General features: G+C 61.1%; 19 protein-coding genes. 7 read left to right on the top strand and 12 right to left on the bottom strand.

The features are described from left to right. The first annotated feature begins 316 nt into the window (after positions 1–316). A complete protein-coding gene (locus WD767_05300) occupies positions 317–1,243 on the top strand; it encodes a LysR substrate-binding domain-containing protein (protein MEX2615491.1) in 927 nt (308 codons plus the stop codon). A 452-nt stretch (positions 1,244–1,695) separates the two neighbouring features. Here the strand turns inward: WD767_05300 and WD767_05295 are convergent, their stop codons facing one another. From WD767_05295 to WD767_05280, 4 genes are all read right to left on the bottom strand, one after another. Next, entirely contained in the window at positions 1,696–2,754 is a 1,059-nt protein-coding gene (locus WD767_05295) for a calcium/sodium antiporter (protein ID MEX2615490.1), read from the bottom strand. Further along, positions 2,747–3,163, bottom strand: coding sequence for a hypothetical protein (locus WD767_05290; GenBank protein MEX2615489.1), 417 nt, complete (start codon positions 3,161–3,163; stop codon positions 2,747–2,749). Before WD767_05290 ends, WD767_05295 begins: the two co-directional genes overlap by 8 nt. A gap of 154 nt (positions 3,164–3,317) precedes the next feature. Continuing rightward, a complete protein-coding gene (locus WD767_05285) occupies positions 3,318–3,680 on the bottom strand; it encodes a cupin domain-containing protein (protein ID MEX2615488.1) in 363 nt (120 codons plus the stop codon). A gap of 148 nt (positions 3,681–3,828) precedes the next feature. Beyond that, a complete protein-coding gene (locus WD767_05280) occupies positions 3,829–4,701 on the bottom strand; it encodes a formate/nitrite transporter family protein (GenBank protein MEX2615487.1) in 873 nt (290 codons plus the stop codon). 467 nt (positions 4,702–5,168) lie between these two features. Here WD767_05280 and WD767_05275 point away from each other — a divergent pair, with 467 nt between their 5' ends. The 4 genes from WD767_05275 to WD767_05260 are packed head-to-tail and all read left to right on the top strand — an operon-like array spanning position 5,169 to position 10,010. Then, positions 5,169–8,057, top strand: a complete 2,889-nt coding sequence (locus WD767_05275; GenBank protein MEX2615486.1) for a molybdopterin-dependent oxidoreductase — start codon at positions 5,169–5,171, stop codon at positions 8,055–8,057. Positions 8,058–8,067: 10 nt separating this feature from the next. Then, the gene (fdh3B, locus tag WD767_05270; GenBank protein ID MEX2615485.1) at positions 8,068–8,691 is read left to right on the top strand and encodes a formate dehydrogenase FDH3 subunit beta; all 624 of its coding nucleotides are present in this window, start codon (positions 8,068–8,070) and stop codon (positions 8,689–8,691) included. Positions 8,692–8,706: 15 nt separating this feature from the next. Further along, a complete protein-coding gene (locus WD767_05265) occupies positions 8,707–9,891 on the top strand; it encodes a formate dehydrogenase subunit gamma (protein MEX2615484.1) in 1,185 nt (394 codons plus the stop codon). Continuing rightward, positions 9,888–10,010, top strand: a complete 123-nt coding sequence (locus tag WD767_05260; protein ID MEX2615483.1) for a hypothetical protein — start codon at positions 9,888–9,890, stop codon at positions 10,008–10,010. Before WD767_05265 ends, WD767_05260 begins: the two co-directional genes overlap by 4 nt. On the opposite strand, the gene WD767_05255 is transcribed toward WD767_05260, so the two are convergent. Genes WD767_05255 through WD767_05245 form a run of 3 tightly spaced genes read right to left on the bottom strand, consistent with a single transcriptional unit; the run spans position 10,005 to position 11,653 of the window. Next, a complete protein-coding gene (locus WD767_05255; GenBank protein ID MEX2615482.1) occupies positions 10,005–10,604 on the bottom strand; it encodes a molecular chaperone TorD family protein in 600 nt (199 codons plus the stop codon). The two genes, WD767_05260 and WD767_05255, sit on opposite strands and share 6 nt — an antisense overlap. Positions 10,605–10,614: 10 nt before the next feature. Then, the gene (locus tag WD767_05250; protein ID MEX2615481.1) at positions 10,615–11,100 is read right to left on the bottom strand and encodes a DUF3306 domain-containing protein; all 486 of its coding nucleotides are present in this window, start codon (positions 11,098–11,100) and stop codon (positions 10,615–10,617) included. Further along, on the bottom strand, positions 11,093–11,653 hold the full coding sequence (locus WD767_05245; protein ID MEX2615480.1) for a DUF3305 domain-containing protein: 561 nt from the start codon (positions 11,651–11,653) through the stop codon (positions 11,093–11,095). The genes WD767_05250 and WD767_05245 overlap by 8 nt, the downstream gene beginning before the upstream one ends. Positions 11,654–11,761: 108 nt before the next feature. On the opposite strand from WD767_05245, the gene WD767_05240 reads away from it, so the two are divergent. Next, positions 11,762–13,813: a 4Fe-4S binding protein gene (locus tag WD767_05240; protein ID MEX2615479.1), complete on the top strand. Its 2,052-nt coding sequence runs from the start codon at positions 11,762–11,764 to the stop codon at positions 13,811–13,813. Between the two features lie 105 nt (positions 13,814–13,918). On the opposite strand, the gene modC is transcribed toward WD767_05240, so the two are convergent. The 4 genes from modC to WD767_05220 form a co-directional block, all read right to left on the bottom strand. Beyond that, positions 13,919–15,061, bottom strand: coding sequence for a molybdenum ABC transporter ATP-binding protein (gene modC / locus WD767_05235; GenBank protein MEX2615478.1), 1,143 nt, complete (start codon positions 15,059–15,061; stop codon positions 13,919–13,921). Between the two features lie 3 nt (positions 15,062–15,064). Beyond that, complete coding sequence (gene modB / locus WD767_05230; GenBank protein ID MEX2615477.1) at positions 15,065–15,742, bottom strand: molybdate ABC transporter permease subunit; 678 nt, start codon at positions 15,740–15,742, stop codon at positions 15,065–15,067. Then, entirely contained in the window at positions 15,739–16,533 is a 795-nt protein-coding gene (gene modA / locus WD767_05225; GenBank protein ID MEX2615476.1) for a molybdate ABC transporter substrate-binding protein, read from the bottom strand. Before modA ends, modB begins: the two co-directional genes overlap by 4 nt. Before the next feature lie 65 nt (positions 16,534–16,598). Next, complete coding sequence (locus WD767_05220) at positions 16,599–16,964, bottom strand: ModE family transcriptional regulator (GenBank protein MEX2615475.1); 366 nt, start codon at positions 16,962–16,964, stop codon at positions 16,599–16,601. 268 nt (positions 16,965–17,232) lie between these two features. Here WD767_05220 and WD767_05215 point away from each other — a divergent pair, with 268 nt between their 5' ends. Then, the gene (locus WD767_05215; GenBank protein ID MEX2615474.1) at positions 17,233–17,898 is read left to right on the top strand and encodes a UPF0149 family protein; all 666 of its coding nucleotides are present in this window, start codon (positions 17,233–17,235) and stop codon (positions 17,896–17,898) included. Between the two features lie 66 nt (positions 17,899–17,964). Here WD767_05215 and WD767_05210 read toward each other — a convergent pair whose 3' ends face one another. Further along, a complete protein-coding gene (locus tag WD767_05210) occupies positions 17,965–19,647 on the bottom strand; it encodes an amidohydrolase family protein (protein ID MEX2615473.1) in 1,683 nt (560 codons plus the stop codon). Positions 19,648–19,652 lie beyond the last annotated feature (5 nt).

Below are 19,652 nucleotides of genomic sequence, written 5' to 3'. Positions count from 1 at the left end.
TCGATGGGTGGCTCGGCATCCAGCTCACCCGGATCTCCGGCAAGACGCCGCTGGCATTGTAGGGGCAGTTGCTCCCAACCCCCGACAACGAGTCCCCACCAAATCCGGCAGGGGCGCTGCCGGCATCTCACCAAGCTCCAGTAGGCGAACCGCCTCTGTCTTGAAGGCTTTGCTGTAATTTGTCGTTCGGTCATTCGGCACCTCTCCTCGGGGTGGCTCACTATTGCACGCTAATTTACTGTTCGGGCACGCTGATATACGTTAGCCGTTAGATAGCTTGAGGGAGGTCGCGCGCAGACTGGGAAAGGGTACGGGAATGGATGCGGCTGATCTGAGAATCTTCGAGACGGTCGTCAGGCTGGGCAGCATGAGCCGGGCCAGCGAAGAGCTGCATACCGTGCAATCGAATGTGACCACGCGAATCCAGGCGCTGGAACAGGAACTGGGCGTCCAGCTCCTGCTCAGGAGCAACCGGGGAGTCAGCCCCACGCCGGCCGGTAAGCGCCTCTTGCCCTATGCGGCGGCAGTCGCCCGTGTGCTTACCGACGCCCGCCAGGCGGCGATCGACAATGGGACCCCTGCGGGACCTCTGACAGTGGGAACGCTGGAAACGACAGCGGCGATGCGTCTTTCCCCAGTGATGGCGGGTTACACGAGCACCTATCCCGATGTCGATCTGACCCTGCGGACCGGGACGACCTGCGAACTTATCGATCAGGTTCTGGAACGGCAACTCGACGGCGCCTTCGTCTGCGGCCCCGTCAATCACTCTGCATTGGCCGAGGAGGTGTTTTTCGACGAAGAGTTGGTGGTGCTGACGGCGCCGGACGTGAAGGATCTGGACGTCTATCTCTCCAAACCCAACCTGAAGATCATCGTGCTGCGCGCGGGGTGCTCCTACAGGTTGATTCTGGAGGCAGCTCTTGCCCGCCGAGGCGTCGTCGGTTTTCGGCTCCTGGAATTCGGCACGCTCGAATCGATATTCAGCACTGTCTCGGCCGGCCTCGGCCTCACCCTGTTCCCCCGGCGTCTCGTTGGATCGGCCTGCCCTGAAGGGCGTGTCGCCGTTCACTCGCTGGGCGGTAGCGAGAACAGGGTGCAGACCGCTTTTATCCGACGCCACGATACCTATGCGTCAAGCGCTCTCACCCATTTTCTCGACGCGGCGCGCGAGGCCTGGAAACCCAGCCAGGTCGCCGCAGAGCAAGGCCAGATATCTATATTTCAGATTACGGCTATCTGATATAATCATTTTGAACGATTTCCTGACTACCCTACGCTTCTCCCGGGACTTTTCGGGGAGAAGCAACGTTGTCGGGCACCAGAGCTCAGAATAACAGCGCGGCCATCCGAGCGGTGATCGCTGCGGTGCTGGCGATACTCGTCGGCATCGGCCTTTCCCGTTTCGCCTATCCCGGCTTCATATGGAAATAGGAGCGCATTGGGCGACTGGTCGCCGTCATTTTCCGTTGCAGCCGTCCGCGCGCGACTGCTCGTTGGCACCTTTGCATCCTTCAAGTTGCGCTGTTTGGTAGCCGGGGTGGAAAGATGAGACGGTCATATCCGTCCGCAACTCCGGAGCCAGCCTTGACGGCTCGCCTCGTGGATGGACCGCAGTTGCGGTCCCGTCGGCTAGGTCAGATCGTGCTTGATTGGAATCGCCTCTGGCGATCCAACCAGACATGTGAATCTGATCTATCCTATTGAAAATATGGCATGTTCACAGGTGTGAATGGAACCGCGACTGGTTCCATTCACACCTGATGTACTATAAGGCCAGAGCCACGCCACGTAGCCGATATAGAGCGCCACCAGCAATCCGCCCTCCCACCGGCTGATACGTCTGCCGGTATAGGCAAAGGCCACAAGCAGGATCGAAGCCGCGATCATCACCAGGTTATCAAAGCGGACGATCTCGGGCGGCACCCGGGTCGGGGCAATCGTTGCCGTAACGCCTCCGATCCCGAGGATGTTGTAGATGTTGGACCCGACGATGTTGCCAAAAGCGACATCGGTCTGCTTGCGGATTGCCGCCATGATCGACGTGACCAGTTCCGGCATGGAGGTCCCGACCGCCACGATCGTCAGGCCTATGATCGTCTCCGAGACGCCGAGCGACCGGGCGAGCGCGACCGCGCCGCCGACCAGAAAGTAGCCACCGAGAACGACGAGGGCTAATCCGGCGATGGCCACGAACAGCGACATGAAAACCGGGCGCGTCGGGCTTTCGACGGGAATGAGGGCAGGATCCACCGCTTGTGCAGCCATCGTCTTCTCATAGACGGCGCCGTGATCGCCTGTCGCAAGTTGCCGCTCCTGCCGAAAGGCGGCGAAGACATAGAGCGCAAGGGCTGCGACGAACAGGACACCGATCAAGGCGCCAAGCGGCATGAGAGCTGCCGTTGCGGCAAACACGAGCGTGACGGCGACCATAACCGCGCAATCCCGCTTCAACGCGTTTGACGTGACCAAAATGGGCGTCAACACGGCCGATGCCCCGAGGATGAGCAGAATGTTCGCGATGTTCGAGCCGACGATGTTGCCGTAAGCGATTCCCGGGGACCCGCTCAGGGCAGCCTGAACCGAGGTCACGAGTTCCGGGGTGGATGTCCCGAAGCCGACGAGGGTGAGCCCGATGACCAGGGGCGAAACGCCGAACCGCGTCGCGACCTGCACAGCGCCCCGTACGAGTAACTCGCCCCCGATAACGAGGAGAATGAGACCTCCGATCAAGGGCAACGCGATCTCAACCATTCACTACTTTTCTTCGCATTGTCGCCGGCGCCAAAGCGTGCCCGGGTCGACTGCCAAATGAGTTGCTGTCCCAGTCGTTGCGCAGACAGGAGCGTACTTGATTTTCCTTTCGTCTTTCCTCCCGAGCGACCTCCTCGGGCGTCGGGTTGTATTTTACCCTTTTCGTCCGCTCGAGCAGGATGAATCTGACCCGGTCCGCGTCCTTCTGAACGGACATCTTGTCCCCGCCTGCGGTCATGGTCATGAACAGACCGACTTCCTCAAGGCGTCGCGCCAGGGCGTCGCGAGTAAATATGGCCCGCTCGGCTGAGGTTGCGCTGATGATGACACCGCGGGGAGGGACTTGCTTCGGCAGGAATCGGGGCTTCAGGCACTTTCTTGATGGTCGCAGCGCGGCGTTCGCGCTCAACTCCGACGCTTTCGGGCAGTGCTGACGTGGCACCGCGGATGCTGACGCGGTCGAGGCTAATATCCCTCAGCTCCAGGAAGGGCGGCGCTCTCGGCTGCGCTCCGGCGGCGCTGTCATCGGCTTGCTCCAGATCGGATCAAAGTTCGTCCGCGGCTCAATGCGCGTCGGGTGGTGCGAAGAGAACCAGTTCGACACGTTCCGACCCCTCGACATGGGCATGGTGGCGTGGCGGGATGTCGAAAAAATCGCCCTGCCGGATGCGCGTCTCGTTCCCCGTATCGATCATCTGGACGGCGAGCGTCCCCGAGACGCAGTAGCCAACATGGTGCATCGGGCACGCATCGGGGTTGCCGAGAAGCGGCTTTTCGTCGGCCTCCCAGGTCCAGCCCGGCTCAAAGATCGCGCGCATCCCGGTGGTGCCGTCAGCCATCTTCACGATAGAGATGCCGCCGTGCATCTTCATGTCGAGCCGCTCGTCAGGTGAATCGAAACGTCTGATCTCGATAAAGCTATTCATGCTCTGATGATCCTCCGAATTGGTCTGTGCAGCTTACTGCAACTGCAACGGCCGCAGCCGGGCAAATGCGCGCCACCGAGGGTGAGGGGTGGTCCCTTGATCGGTAAAGGACCGGCTTCCACATCTAAGAGAATTTCTGGTGCTCCGCTCAAGTTTCGTCACCGACATTCAACTCGCGGCGCACCTCGGCATACACGATCACACTGAAAAGCGCGGTGCCGCCGATTACGTTTCCGACGAATGCAGGTACGCCGAAGGCAAGGAGAAAATCGAAAACGCTGACCTCTCCGGCGACCACAAGCAACAATACCTCGACGCCGCCCGATACGATATGCACGAAATCCGCGAGGGCGATGAGGTAGATTACGGTGACAACAGCCCAGAAAGCCGCCTCTTTCGCGCTGGGCAGAACCCAAACCAGCGATGCCATGAGGAACCCGGCCCCGATTGCCCGGATAAACATTGTAACCGGGTCGTTCGCCATCGTGTGCCGGCCCAGTTCGTGCATTGCGGATAATGTCTCCGCGTCGGTAATATCCGTAAGCGTCCAGAACACCGCGAATATCAGCGCACCTGTAAGGTTGGCGAGCGACACAACGAGCCAAAGCCGCGCGACAGCGTAAGCAAACGACCAGGTTCGCCGGACCATCAGCGGCAGGATTGGCGTGATTGTGCTTTCCGTGAACAGTTGATGGCGCGACAGGATGACGATGAGGAATCCAGCCGTATAGCCGAACTTGGCGACCAATGGAGACCAATCGGTCTGAGGCAGGTGTACGGTCAGTATCGCTTCGCCTAAGACCGAGAGACCGATGGTCATGCCGGCGGCGACTCCCGACCACCACAACGCTGCGACGGGCCGTCCGACCTCCCGCAGCCCCTCTTCCCTGACGATCTCGTAGACCATCACCGGCGGCAACCGGCTCCGTTCTTCGACCGCCTTTTGTTCGCTCGCGGACAGGTTCGGATTGGTGGCGGCGACATGGTCATGGACATGCTTGCGGTTTTTCCTGGTTGCCATGTCCGCCTCCGCTCCTGATCGCGACTGTCGAAGCATAAACTCGATCAATCGAACGTGGTTCCGCTCATTCGGAATTTCCGGATAGCAAGGGCACCTATGCCTGACGCACGCATGCAAATTTTTTAAAAGCTGGAACCTAACAAACTGCCATCCGTTCTATTGAAGAGCCGACCGTCCCATGCACGCCATCAGGAGTGGGAAGTACATGTCACGGAGCAGACAGCACAGTTCAGGAGGGAAGCCGCTGTTGAACAGGCGCTCCTTCATTTCGTGGTCCGCCGCTACAGCGACGACTGGCGGGCTGGTCGCCTCTACCCTGGGGACTGACGTTGCGCCGAAGGACGTCACCGGAAGGTCTGATCCCTATCAGCCGATTTATCGGGAAACGGACCACATTCGTGAATTTTATCGCCTCTCGCGCTTCTGATTGAAGCGGTTGCTTTGTCGGGCGGAGGAAACCGAACTTAATGCCTTTGAAAACGAGCACTGCACCGAAATCCCGATCCGGCCTGAATTGGTCGACCGACACGAAAAAGGGGCCTCCGGCACGGGTCTCCCGGCGCGTTTTCCTGAAGCGATCGGGCGTGGCGGCGGCGTCAATTCCAGCCGCAGCGGCTCTCGAATTCACCATGGTGAAAAGGGCTGACGCTCAAGAATCATACAGTGACAGTCAAATCGAGCGGAAAAAGACGGTTTGCCCGTTCTGCGCCGTCGGCTGCAGTATCTGGGCAGAAGTGCAGAACGGCGTGTGGATAGGGCAGGAGCCGGCGTTTGAAAGCCCGGTAAACATGGGTACGCACTGCGCCAAAGGCGCCTCCACGCGCGAACTCGTTATCGGAGAGCGTCGCCTCAAGTATCCGATGAAACTCGTCGGCGGCACCTGGCAGCGTATTCCGTGGAGCCAGGCGATTGATGAGATCGGCGACAAAATGCTGGAGATTCGCGCGGAATCGGGTCCGGATTCCGTTTACTGGCTCGGCTCCGCGAAATTCACCAACGAACAAGCCTATCTATTCCGCAAGTTCGTGGCCTTCTGGGGTTCGAACAATGTCGACCACCAGGCCCGGATTTGCCATTCAACGACGGTTGCCGGTATCGCGAACACGTTCGGCTATGGCGCGATGACAAACAGTTTCAACGATATGCACAATTCGAAGTGCATTTTCATCATCGGCGGCAATCCGGCGGAAGCTCATCCTGTCTCCATGCTGCATGTACTCCATGCCAAGGAAAAGGGCGCGAAGATTATCGTCGTCGATCCCCGATTTACCCGCACCGCAGCGCATGCCAACGAATATGTCAGGGTCCGGGCTGGTACCGACGTCGCCTTCATCTGGGGTATTCTCTGGCACATTTTCGAAAATGGCTGGGAGGATCGGGCCCACATAGAGAAGCGGATCTATGGCATGGATCAGGTGCGCGCGGTCGTTGCCGAATACACGCCGGACGAAGTCGAACACATAACCGGCGTCCGACCGTCACAGGTACGCCGCATCGCCCGCATGCTGCACGAAAACCGGCCTGGTGCGTTGGTATGGTGCATGGGCCTTACCCAGTCGCATATCGGCAACAACAATACCCGAGCCGCCGCCATCCTGCAGTTTGCGCTAGGCAACATGGGCCAGTCGGGCGGCGGCGTGAATATTTTTCGTGGTCATGACAATGTGCAGGGCGCAACGGACCTGGGCCTGCTGTGCCACGATCTGCCCGGCTACTACGGGTTGAGCACAGGAGCCTGGAAGCATTGGTCGCGCGTCTGGAATGTGAACTACGAGTGGCTGAAGGGACGCTTCTTCAACCAGGAATTTATGGAAACCAAGGGAATACCGGTCTCGCGCTGGTTCGACGGCGTTCTCGAAGACGTGCAGGACCTGGATCAGCCTGACCGCATCCGCGCCATGGTCTTCGCGGGTCATGCGCCGAATTCCATGACCCGCCAGCCCGATCTGAAGAAAGGCCTGGACAAGCTCGACCTTCTCGTCGTCTGGGATCCGGTGGCCACACTGACTTCGGTCCTGTCGGACCGGAGGGACGGAACGTACCTGCTACCTGCTGGCAGCACGATGGAATGCGCGGGGTCGGTCACGAACTCGCAACGGGCGCTTCAATGGCGGGAAAAAGTCGTCGATCCGGTTTTCGAAGCGAAGTCCGATTATGAAATCACTTATTTGTTCGCAAAGAAATTCGGCTTCGAGCAAGAGCTGTGCCGGAATATCAACGTCGAGCAGGACAAACCTGTGCCGGAGGACATTCTGCGCGAGATAAATCGCGGCATGTGGACCGTCGGATACAGCGGGCAGTCGCCGGAGCGGCTAAAACTGCACATGCAGCATCAGGACAAGTTCGACAGCACCACGACACGCGGCATGAGCGGCCCGGTGGAGGGCGAATATTACGGCCTCCCGTGGCCATGCTGGGGTACGCCGGAGATGAAACATCCCGGCACGCCGTTGCTCTACGACATCAGCAAGCCGGTGGCTGAGGGCGGCGTTCCGTATCGCGCTCGCTGGGGCGTCGAGCATGAAGGCGACACTCTTCTGGCCGAGGACAGCTGGCCGGAAGGTTCCGATATCCAGGACGGATACCCGGAATTTTCATATGGAATGCTTCGCCGGCTGGGGTGGGAAAGCGACCTAACCGCCGAGGAAATGGCAACGATCCGCCGAGTTGCGGAGGACGATACGCTCGACAGGGTGAACTGGAAAACGGACATTTCCGGCGGAATCCAGCGGGTTGCCATCGCCCATGGCTGTGCGCCTTACGGCAACGGGCGCGCCCGTGCGTCAATCTGGACGTTTCCCGATCCGGTGCCCGTCCACCGCGAGCCGCTTTATACACGGCGTCGCGATCTTCTGCCGAAATACGGGACCTATAGCGATCGCCGCGATTATCGGCTGCCCGTGCTCTTCCAGTCAATTCAGGAGCGTGACGTAAGCCGCGAATTCCCGCTTATCCTGATAACCGGACGTCTGGTTGAGTATGAAGGCGGCGGCGACGAAACACGTGCGAACAAATGGCTTGCCGAGCTGCAGCAGCAGATGTTCGCGGAAATCAATCCGCGCGAGGCCGCCAGACACGACATCGTGCAAGACGACATGATCTGGGTGCATACGCCTGAAGGCGCGCGCGTCCGTGTCGCAGCCATGATCACCGAACGTGTCGGTTCCGGCACGGTATTCATGCCGTTCCATTTCGGAGGGTACTGGATGGGCGAGGATATCAGCGCCCGCTATCCGCCCGGCGCGGCGCCATATGTCATGGGCGAGGCCGCGAATACGGCCATGACGTACGGCTACGATGTCGTGACCTTTATGCAGGAATCAAAGGGAACCCTGTGCCGCATCAGTACTGGATAGGAGAGCCGTCATGGCCCGCATGAAATTTCTCTGCGATGCCGAGCGGTGCATCGAATGCAATGCCTGCACCACGGCGTGCAAGAACGAGCACGAGGTGCCGTGGGGCATGAACCGGCGGCGCCTCGTCACACTGAATGACGGCACACCGGCGGAGAAATCGATTTCAATTTCCTGCATGCACTGCACGGACGCGCCTTGCATCGCGGTGTGTCCGGTCGATTGCATCTATCAAACCGAAATCGGAATTGTCCTCCATTCCAAGGATATCTGTATCGGTTGCGGGTACTGCTATTATGCCTGTCCGTTTGGCGCACCGCAGTATCCACAGGCGACGACATTCGGCAGCCGCGGAAAAATGGACAAGTGCACTTACTGCGCCGGTGGACCGGAAGATAACGGCTCCGAGGCCGAGTACGAAAAATACGGCCGCAACCGGATCGCCGAGGGCAAGCTGCCGCTTTGCGCCGAGATGTGCTCCACACGCGCGCTGCTCGCCGGCGACGGCGACGAAGTCGGTGAAATCTATAAAGAGCGCGTCTCCAACCGTGGCTATGGCTCCGGTGCCTGGGGATGGTCGACCGCCTATTACGGGTCGCGAGCGGCCGGCACGGGCCAAGAGTGGAACGACAACTGAAACAGAGAGGCTGACATGGTACGGATTGGCGCCGCGATTACCGTTATTGTCGTCGGGGCCCTGCTCGGACTGACCATCGCCGGAACCTTTGGGCATCAGCCTGTGATCGTACCGACCGGCGGTGTTACCGATGGGGGGCCGCAGGATATGCTGCCGTCCGACGAACCGGCGCAACAGGTGTTTCGGGAACGAACGCGGCTACAGCGTTATCGCGGCGAATCGGGCCCCTCGCCCGATGGCGCGCGCAGCAATCCTGTATTCGGTACAGATTTGGAAGCCCGCAGTTCCGGCATCGCGCCAGCCGAACTGACCCGACAGTGGCTTGCGGATGAAGACCGGGACTGGCAGATGCTGCGCGACAGAGGGTTCATCAACGGTATCTCGCCCACACTCGCCGATCCCCGCGCCAGTATGCTGCAGCAGCCGCAGGGACGCGACTGGCGGCGGCTCCATAACCACGAAATCACCTATGGCGGCGGCTGGGTGATCTTCGGGTTCTCACTGCTGCTGGCGCTGTTCCTTCTGATCCGGGGCAGGATCCCCCTCAAGGAGGGATTCAGCGGAAAAACGGTCCGCCGCTTCGAGCCGCTCGAGCGCGCCAACCACTGGTTCACCGCGTCAAGTTTCGTCATGCTGGCGCTAACGGGTCTGGTTCTGCTCTACGGCCAGATGCTCCTGAAACCCTGGATGGGCGCTGTCGCTTACAGGTGGCTCGCTCAGGCGAGCCTCTACACCCACGTGGCCTTCTCTGTCGCCTTCGCCCTGGGGCTCCTCTGCATGGTCGTGATGTGGACGGGTCGCAATCTACCGAAGAAGGTCGATTGGCAGTGGTTGAAGCGCGGCGGCGGATTCATGAGCGACAAGAGCGAAAACCCGCCCGCCGAAAAATTCAATGCCGGCCAGAAGCTGATCTTCTGGAGCGTTTTTATCGGCGGTGGATTGCTCATCCTGAGCGGGCTTACCTTGATGTTCCCGTTCTTCTGGTTCGGTATCGAGGGCATGCAGTGGGCCCTGATCGTCCACGCCGCGCTTGGCCTGATAATGACCGCGGTGATTATCGGCCATATCTACATCGGTACTGTAGGCATGGTCGGCGCAATAGACGCGATGTGGTCCGGCGACGTCGACCGCAATTGGGCCGAGGAACACCATTCGCTGTGGGTACAGAATGAAATCGACAGTCGGGGGAAGAACCCATGAAAATGTTTCTTGCCGGTACCTGTGTTGCGATCGGAGTCGCTATTGCGGCCGGTTTCGCGCTGAATGCCGTGGAAATCGACAGCGCCCGGTTCAATTCCACAGAGAATGTGCGCCTATAGGGATCGTCCACGCTGCCAGCGCAGCAATGCGTTTTCCACATCCATAAAGCGGGAACCCAACCCGCCGACCGCAGCATAGAATTTCGAATGCCTGGTTCGGGATAAATCCTCGAAAAAGCGAGGCGCCCAGTGTGCCAGATGCGCCTCGAAGAAATCGGATTCCGTACGCAGATCCTTGCGCGTACCGAATGCACCTGTCAGCATACCAGCCATCATCTCGCACAGTGCTGCGATGTGATCTTCGGATTCATGTACCCCTTCCGCACGCGCAATCCCGAGTAACGCCATGTCGCTACGAAGCTTGGCCAAGGGCCGCTCAGCGACAAAGCCCGTCAGATAATAGGATGCGTAGGGAATCAGTTCGCCGCGGCTGACGCCGATGAAGATCGTCTCATACGCACGTCGCGCCTCGCATTCGTCAGTCTCCGCCGACGCCAGCGCGACTTCATCCAGTGCCGCCCCGACGGGGCCGCGGTCCCCATCGAAGCCGCGCAGCATATCGAGCAGCATTCGGTCAGGCGGCCTGGCCAGAAGACGACCGAGCAGCATGTAGTATCGACTGCGCGCCTGGTTGTCGCGATCCGGTTCCGACATCACTGTTCCATCACACGGTCCCGCTTCCGGCGCGCCCGGATTCGGCCTTATCGTTCTGCTCAGCTTGTATGTCGTCGCCAGAAGGCTCCTCGGAACCGTTATCGCTGTCGGTTCCATCGGCCTTCAGGGCGTCCGTCATGCCGAGGCCGAAGCGCCAGGCTGTGCGCACGACTCTCCCCATCGCTCCTTTCGCTGTGTAATCTTCGCCATATTCGACAAGTCCATCAAGTTCCGAAAAAGAAGGATCGGCGCGCCACAGCTTCCGCAGAGCATTCTTGCGCAATACGTCGTCGACTCCGTGTCGCATAAAAGCCGAATAGTCGGAGTCGCGCCCGAGCGATGCGATGTCGGGAAGGGCCGAAGGCTCGTCCGGCTCGACCTCGGTTTCCGTCTTGGTTTCCGCCTTTGGGGCCGGTGGCGGCGCCGCCGCCTCGTCCGCAACAGCTTCTTTTTTGCGCCGTGACCATCGCAAAAGCAACCGATCGCGTTCAGCCATGACGATCCGGGATCTCCCAGCCCGCTCGCGCGACAGACGGGCCGGCATATGTCGGCGCTGTGCCGTGCTCCCCGGCCCCGCCGCCCTTGCGCTTCCGCTTTTCGAAATGCGCTTCCCGATGATTTAATTCAATAAAGCGATCAAGCCAGACGCGGATGAAACCAGGCATCGCTACGGGAAATACGGCATCGTCGCCTTCTGTACAGGCCATCGCTTCGTCGGGAGAAACAGTAACAAGGTACGGCATGATCGCTCCCTCCCCGGTCGCCACAGGATGTGGCCGAACCGCGACATAAACGACAGGATTCTCCATGCCAAGATTTTGCTTATAGGCCGCCGTCTCTGCGCGATGCAGTTCGACCGGCAGATGCCCGGTATGGAACAGCGCATATTCTTCTTCCCTGATCAGGACTTGCCATTCTTCCCTGGCAATATCCGTCTTTACCGGAATTACCGCTCGCACCGCCCACGACCAATTCTGCCATGCACTAATTGCCGCACGCTTTTCAACTAAAATGCCGACCCAAAGGGAAGCCATTTTTCGTCCCTTCATCCTTTTTGCCGCCCGCTCCTTATTAACATGGTGGCGGCGGTGTGAATGTAAACTGCGCGAGGACCCGAACCTAATTGTCCTCCAGGCGTTTCTTCAACAGGAGGGCTCATGAAATTTAACGGTAAGCGTTACCTGATCTGTGACTGCGAAGGCACGATGGACATTGATGGACCGGGCCTTTCGCGGCATTTTGGGAAAAAAGATGGCGACATCATTCATACAGCGCTCTGCGGCTCGGAAAGAGAAATCGCGGCCCGGGCCTTCGCGGAAAACGGCGATCCAATTGTTGTTGCGTGCCGTCACCAGGAAGCGCTTTTCCGCAAGATGGCTGCTGAAGCCCACCGTGACGATCCGATACAATTTGTCGACATACGCGAAAGCGCCGGCTGGTCGGAACGTGCCGGAGACGCTTTGCCCAAGATTGCAGCGCTCCTCGCCGCGGCGGTGGATGACCCGGTAACTACCGATACGATGACATTAACCTCTGAGGGACGGTGTCTTGTCTACGGGCGGGATCAGACAGCGTTGGACGCGGCGGCACGCCTTGCGCAACGGCTTGACGTAACATTGCTTCTGGATACCCGCGGGTCCGGCGACAGTATCGTCAGCACGGACAGCGTGGCGTTCCCCATTTTTTCAGGACGCGTTGTCACACTGAGCGGGTACCTTGGCCGGTTCGACCTCAGGGTAGACGGCTATGCCGCTGTATCGCCGTCCTCACGCGGCGGTCTTGGCTTTGGGGCAACGCATGATGGTGCTACCGCCAGTTGCGATATTGTCGTCGACCTGAGCGGCGGTACGCCTCTACTCCCGGGTGGCGAAAGGCGTCATGGCTATTTGCGTCCCGATCCGGGAAATCCGGCCGCCGTCGAAAGGGCATTATTCGACGCCGTGGGCCTGGTGGGGGAATTCGAAAAACCCGTCTATGTTAATTATCGACCCGATCGCTGCGCACATGCGCGCAATGGACTGCAAGGCTGCACGCGTTGCCTCGATGCCTGTCCGCTCTCGGCCATCAGTCCGGACAAGGACGTTGTCGCTATCGACGCGGGAATCTGCGACGGCTGCGCACTCTGTCATTCCGTATGTCCGACCGGTGCTGCGACCTATTTTGAGGCAGCTGCCGAAAGACAGGGTGAACGAATGCGAAGCCTCCTTCTTGCCTATCGTGATGCCGGCGGCAAAGCGCCGGTGGTTCTTATCCATGATAAAAAACGTGGTGCGGAGGCGATCCGGCTGATGTCTCATTGCAGCCGGGGGCTGCCGGCTCACGTGCTGCCCTTCATCGTGGACGAGCCCGGCCAGGCGGGTCTCGACCTCACCTTGCCGGCCCTCGCTTTCGGCGCAACCCGTGTCATCCTCGTAGCAGACCCAGCCGCCGCTGCCGGAAACGAGGCGCTTCGGAAATCGGTGTCTTTGGCATGCGCGGTAACCGAAGGACTGGGCTACGGCGCAGGACGGGTGCGGCTGTGGGAAGACATTGATCCGATAGCCCTGGAGGAGTGGTTATATGACGATGTGCCGGACGCCAATCCGGCAGCCGCAGGTTTCAGGCCAGCGGGCCAACCCCGCGATGTGATCAGGCTGGCGCTGGGCGCCTTGCATGATGCGGCGCCACGTTCAACCGACGCGATAGACCTCCCGGACGGCGCGCCATTCGGAGCAATTTCGGTAGACCAGCACGCCTGCACGCTTTGTCTTGCCTGCGTGCCGACCTGTCCAACAGGCGCGCTGGGGGACAATCCCGAAATGCCACAGCTTACGTTCGTCGAAGATTGCTGCGTGCAATGCGGGCTTTGCCATGCGACCTGCCCCGAAGGAGCCATCACGCTCGCCCCGCGTCTGCGGTTCGGCGAGGATACCCGTCGACCGAGCGTATTGAAAGAAGAGGAGCCGTTCGAATGTGTTCGATGCGGTACGCCGTTCGGTACCCGCGCCTCGATCGAACGCGTCGTTGCGCAGCTCGCCGGAAGCCATCCGATATTCCGTGATCCGGCCGCGGCGGACAGGCTGAAGATGTGTGGCGACTGTCGCGTGAACGCACAGTTCAACCACGGCGCCGAACCATTCCAGGGAGCCGCGCCACCGCGCGCGCGTACTGCCGGAAACGACGGCACAGACGATGTGTCATCGGGTGGACGCTCAAAAGCCCGACAATAACCCCGCGCCACCAGAAGTTGTCGTCATCAGGTAAAGTGGATTCACGTGTCGGCGGGATCGCCAGAGGGGCCAGGCACGGCGAGCATTGGCGAGCCAGCCATTGCCTTAAACACGCCCGGTCTCAGCGGGTTCGGGATGCGACGTCTCCCCCGCGCTTACCAGGGCCCGTCGGTCGAAGGCTATGGACTTCACCAGTGCAAATACTGGCGTTCCCGGCGAGAGACAGAGATCGGCAACAGCAGCACGTGTGATCCGGGCGCGCAGATTCGCGCCACCGACATCCACCAGCGTCTCGGCAAAGGCTGTATCCGCCTCTTCCTCAATCTGGCTGATAGTGCCGGAAAGGATGTTGCGGACGGAAACCTTGCCTGGACGCTCGGTCGCCAGGGATACATCGCGGGCCCGGACGCGCAGGCGTACCGCGCTGCCGATGGGCAGCTCCACCATGGGTATGTCGATGGCCTGCCCATGATGGTCGAGGCGCGTCAGGTGGAACCGGTTGTCATGTCCGACGATACGGGCGGTGAGGACCACCCCGGCCTCGAAGCGCCCGGTCGCTGGCTGGAGATCGAGACGTTCCAGCACGGCCGCCACCGGTCCTTCGGCGACCTTTTTTCCGTTGGCAAGCACCACCATGCGACGCGCCAGACCTGCGACCTCGTCAATGGCATGCGTCACATAGATGACCGGTACGCCGAACGCCCCTGGAAGCCGTTCGATATAAGGCAGGATTTCCGCCTTGCGCTGGATATCGAGCGCGGCAAGCGGTTCGTCCATCAGCAGGAGGCGGGGCCGGGTCAGGAGCGTTCGTCCGATCGCCGCCCTTTGCCGTTCGCCGCCCGACAGCGCGCCAACGCGCCGGGGGAGCAGCGCGCCCAGATCCAGTGCGGTAACGACATCGTCGAATTCGATGCGACGATCGATCCCGGCAGAGCGGCGGGCCGCATAGCGCAGATTGCCCGCAACCGACAGGTGGGGGAACAGGCGCGCGTCCTGAAAGACGTAACCGACGCCCCGCCGGTGCGGCGGTACGAAGATAGCGTCCCCGGTATCAAGCCACGCCTCGTCGCCGAAGGCGATGCGGCCCTCGGCGTTTTTCTCAAGGCCGGCGATGATGCGGAGCAGCGTGGTTTTCCCGCAACCGCTGGGGCCGAACAATGCGGTAATGCCGTCGAGCCCGAAGCGGTGAGAGATATCGAGTTCGAAATCCGGATAGGCATTGCGCGCGTCAACGGTCAGATCAATCATCGCTTACCCCAAATGGATCGGAAAACGGCGGTTCGCGGTGTAGACGAACAGGAGCACGAGAAAGGAAAAGACGAGGAGTCCGGCCGACAGGATATGCGCATCGGCGTAGTTGATCGTCTCGACATGTTCGTAGATGGCGATTGAAATCACCTTGGTCTTGCCGGTGATGTTCCCGCCCACCATCAGGACCACGCCGAATTCGCCGATGGTGTGCGCGAAGGTCAGCACCGTCGCCGTCAGATAGCCCCGCGCCGCCATCGGGGCGGCGATGGTGAAGAAGGTATCGAGCGGCGACGCGCGCAGGGTCGCCCCGGCTTCGAGCGGCCCCCGACCGATGGTTTCGAACGCGCCCTGAAGCGGCTGCACGGTGAACGGCAACGAGTAAAAGACAGATGCGACCACCAGACCCGTGAACGAGAAGGTCAGCGTGCCGCCGGTCAGGCTGACCCAGAGGCTGCCGATCGGCGATGTCGGACTGAGAAAGACGAGCAGGTAGAAGCCGAGCACTGTCGGCGGCAGCACCAGCGGCAGGGCGGTAACGGCTTCGACCGCGGATTTCGCGCGCGACCGGGTATGCGCGAGCCACCACGCAAGCGGCGTCCCGATCACGACAAGGATCGCCGTCGTTACGAGGGCCAGATGAAGGGTAAGCCAGAGCGGCCCGAGATCGGGGAGAATCATGGCTGTTCCACGCCATACCCGAACCGCCCGATGACCTCTCGCGCCCAGGGCGACCGGAGGAAATCGAGAAACGCCCGCGCCGCCGCGTTCTCCGCGCCTGCTTTCAGCAGCACCGCGTCCTGCCGGATCGGGTCGTATGCTTCTCCCGGCACGTCCCAGGAACTGCCCGGCTGCCTGTTGCCGGGGCTGGCCACATGGGATTTGGCGACGAAGCCCATTTGCGCGTTACCCGTCGCCACCATCGAGTGCGCCTGGCCGATGTTCTGGCCCATGACGATCCTGGCGGATACCGTATCCCAGAGGCCGTAATACCGCAGCGTCTGCTTCGCCGCGAGGCCGTAGGGCGCGAGTTCGGGGTTGGCGATGGCAAGGTGGTCGAAATCGCCGGCCTTGAGCGCTTCGACGCCATTGCCGGATATCCGGCCGGCATCGGGGCTCCACAGGACGATCCGGCCAATGGCATATGTGAGGCGGGTTCCGGGCACGCCATCCCCTTCGTCCTCGAGCCGCTTCGGCCGTTCCCGGTCGGCCGCCATGAAAACGTGGAACGGTGCGCCATTCTTGATCTGGGCGTAGAGCTTGCCGGTGGAGCCTGTCGTGATATTGACCGTATGTTCCGTTTCCGCCTCGAACATGGTCTTCAGTTCGCCCGCGACTTCCTTGAAGTTCGTCGCGACCACAACAAGCGCTTCATCTGCGTGCGCGGGCGCCGGGACGACTGACAGGCTCAGCAGGGCGACTGCCAGTGCTGCGCCGACGGACCGCACCAGCACTGCGGGGATACTTCTCATGGGACTCTCCGCCGACATGTTCATTTAAACATATCGGCGGAGACGGGCGCCGGCAATCGTTATTTCTATCCGGACATGTCGGCCATCAGCACGCGAAGCTGCGCCATCTCGTCCGCGATGGCCCGGGCGGTCAGCGCCTCCATCCGGCGATAGCAGGCCAGTACCGCTTCGCCGTCGGGTGTCAGGATGGCGCCACCGCGGGCCTGCCCGCCGCGACGGGTTTCGACCAGCGGGCGCTTGAAGCAGGCATTCATCGATTCGACCAGCAGCCAGGCGCGCTTGTAGCTCATGCCCATCCGCCGCCCGGCAGCCGCGATCGAGCCCGTCTGCCGGATTCCCTCAAGGATGTCGGCCTTGCCCGGTCCGATGGCGATGTTCGGCTCCAGCACGACCCGCAACCGCGCACCGGAGGTCTTGTTGCCAGCTTTCATGGCAATAGGGATATAGGCTCGCCGTCATTGTGTCACACGGCTTTTTCAACGGGCGGGGATTTCAGGGTGGTCTCCGATCTGATAGAAATCCATTATGCACGACACGGACGACACGCCGGTCAGGCTGCCCGCGCCCGGCCGCGCCGCCGCAGGATCATGCCGGGACCTGCAAGGGCTGGATACAGGCCGAAACAATCGCCCGCATTGCCGATCATGAAATTTGCGGTAGCGGCGAACGCCTGCCCAGGATACGGAACGGGAGGAACGGATGAGTAAGGGCCTGTCGAAGAAGCTCCGGCAACTGGACGACTTTCTGCTGAGCGACTCCGCCGGCGACGACGCCATGCTGCTGAGCGAGCTGGACGGGTTCCTGGCGGGGGTGATTGTCTGTCCCGACCTGATTATGCCTGGCGAATGGATGCCCGTTATCTGGGGTGACGATGAAGGCCCCGAATTCGACGGCGTGGAAGAACTGAAAACCGTCAGCAACCTGATACTGGGCCATTACAATGACATCATCCGCCAGTTGGACAGGGGGCGCTACCATCCCATCTTCGACATCGATTTCGACGGCACCATTCTATGGGAAACATGGATCGAAGGATTCATGGAAGCCATGCGCCTGCGCCCCGATGCCTGGATTGCCTGCGTTGGAATCGAAGACGCCGACCTCCAGCAGGCGTTATTCGTGCTCAGTCGGCTCACGGAACTGGCAACCAATCCAAACGATATCGAGCCCCTGGAGATCGATGAGGAACTGGAAGACCTCGCGCCCGACCTGATCGCGGCGCATGTCAAAATTCTGCATCGTGTACGACTCGCGCAGACAAAGCCGCATGTGGCGTCCGTGGACGGGAAACAACCGAATCCGGGCCGCAACGCCCCCTGTCCATGCGGTTCCGGCAAGAAGTTCAAGAAGTGCTGTCTTAATTGATCCGCCATGAACAAGGCCGGGACCGCCGGACGCTTGAAGTTGGCGTCCGATCAAAAGCGACCTGTTTTATTGCCGTAACACGCGACCCGCGCGAGCGCCGGTGCAGTGTCCGTGATCGTACAGGACCGCGCCGTTGACGATGACATAGTCTATACCGCGCGGCGGCGTGTAGAGTCGTTCGCCCCCCGCGGGTAGGTCGCGGCGGACCTCTGTTGCCTTCATCGCGGAGCCGACGCTGTCGCGGTCGAATATCGTGATGTCCGCCGCCATGCCGGGCGCGAGCCGCCCCCGGCCCGTGATGCCGAACAGCGTCGCGGGTTCCGCGGTGATGCGGTGGATGGCGCGTTCGAGGCTCATGGCCTGCCGGTCGCGCACCCAGTGCCCCAGGATGTAGGTCGTGTAGCCCGATTCCAGCAGCATATCGACATGCGCGCCGCCATCGGACATGCCGATCAGGATGCGGTCGTCCTGCACCTGCGCCTCGACCCGGTCGGGTTCGGCATTGGCGATACCGCCGAGATATTTCAGTTCCAGCCCGTCCTCGATGGCGAGATCGAAGAATGTATCTATCGGCGCATCGCCGCGCTCGGCGGCGATTTCGGCGACGGTCCGCCGCAGATACTTATGCATCGCCGGGCTCTTGACGCGAAGCACCTGGCTTTCACTCCAGGCGGCGGAAAAGAACTTGCCGCCGGCTTCCCATTCCGCCAGCACCGCGCGGCGGTAGGCGGGGTCGCTGTAGTGCTTCATCTGTTCGTCGAAGGACTGTCCCAGCACTTTGCCGCCGGCATCCAGGTCGGTCATGAAGAACGGATTGCGCAGCCCGACCTCGATTGTCAACGGCCGCGAGGTGCCCTGCGGCTTGCCGCCTCTCGCGACCAGCGGTTCGATCTTCTTCAGATAGGCGGCGAAGGCTTCGGGTCGGTCGCTGCTGCTGCTGACGGCGCCGGACCAGCTGACGGGCCGGCCGCTCTCGGTCAGGAACATGTCCAGCAGGGCGAATTCGCTGTCGCTCAGATTGCCCAGCCGGTCGGCGCAGTTCGTCTGGATCACACCCCGGCCGACCTTCTTCAGCACCCGGGCGTAACAGCGCAATTCGTCCAGGCTCGCCAGGGTGCAGGCCAGCGGCTGGCCCTGCCAGCCCTTCTGGCGTGCGATGGTGGTGGTGCTGAACCCGTTCGCCCCGGCCCGCATGGCGGATTCGAGCAGCGCCGCGATCCGGCCGGTTTCCGTTTCCGTCGCGGCGCGTTCGACGGCGGCGTCGCCCATGACATAGCGGCGCAGCGCCGCCAATGGCATCAGGAAACTGATATTGATGCCGGGCTCGCGCGATTCCGCATAGCTCATGTAGCTTTCGAAGGATTCCCATTCCCAGGTGACCCCGGCCGCCAGCACGTCGATTGACATGCCCTCCAGGCTCACCAGATCCAGCGCGTTGATTTCGCGGTGCTCCGGCAGGCTGGGGGCGACGCCGATGCCGCAATTGCCGACGACGACGGTCGTGACGCCATGCTCCGCCGAGGAGCCCAGGATCGGGTCCCAGCAGATCTGGGCATCGTAATGGGTATGGATATCGACGAATCCCGGGCACACGACCCGCCCCGCGGCGTCGATTTCCGTCGTTGCCGCGCCGCTGACCTGGCCGATTTCCGCGATTACGCCATCGCGGACGGCAATATCGGCGGCAATGCCGGGCGTGCCGGTTCCGTCCACGACGAACCCGTTGCGGATAATCAGATCGTAGGACATTCAAT

This window comes from Alphaproteobacteria bacterium (assembly GCA_040905865.1).
In the GTDB taxonomy this organism is placed as follows: Bacteria; Pseudomonadota; Alphaproteobacteria; order UBA8366.
The sequence above is the reverse complement of the archived record's forward strand: the minus strand, read 5'-3'. Positions and strand labels throughout refer to the sequence as shown.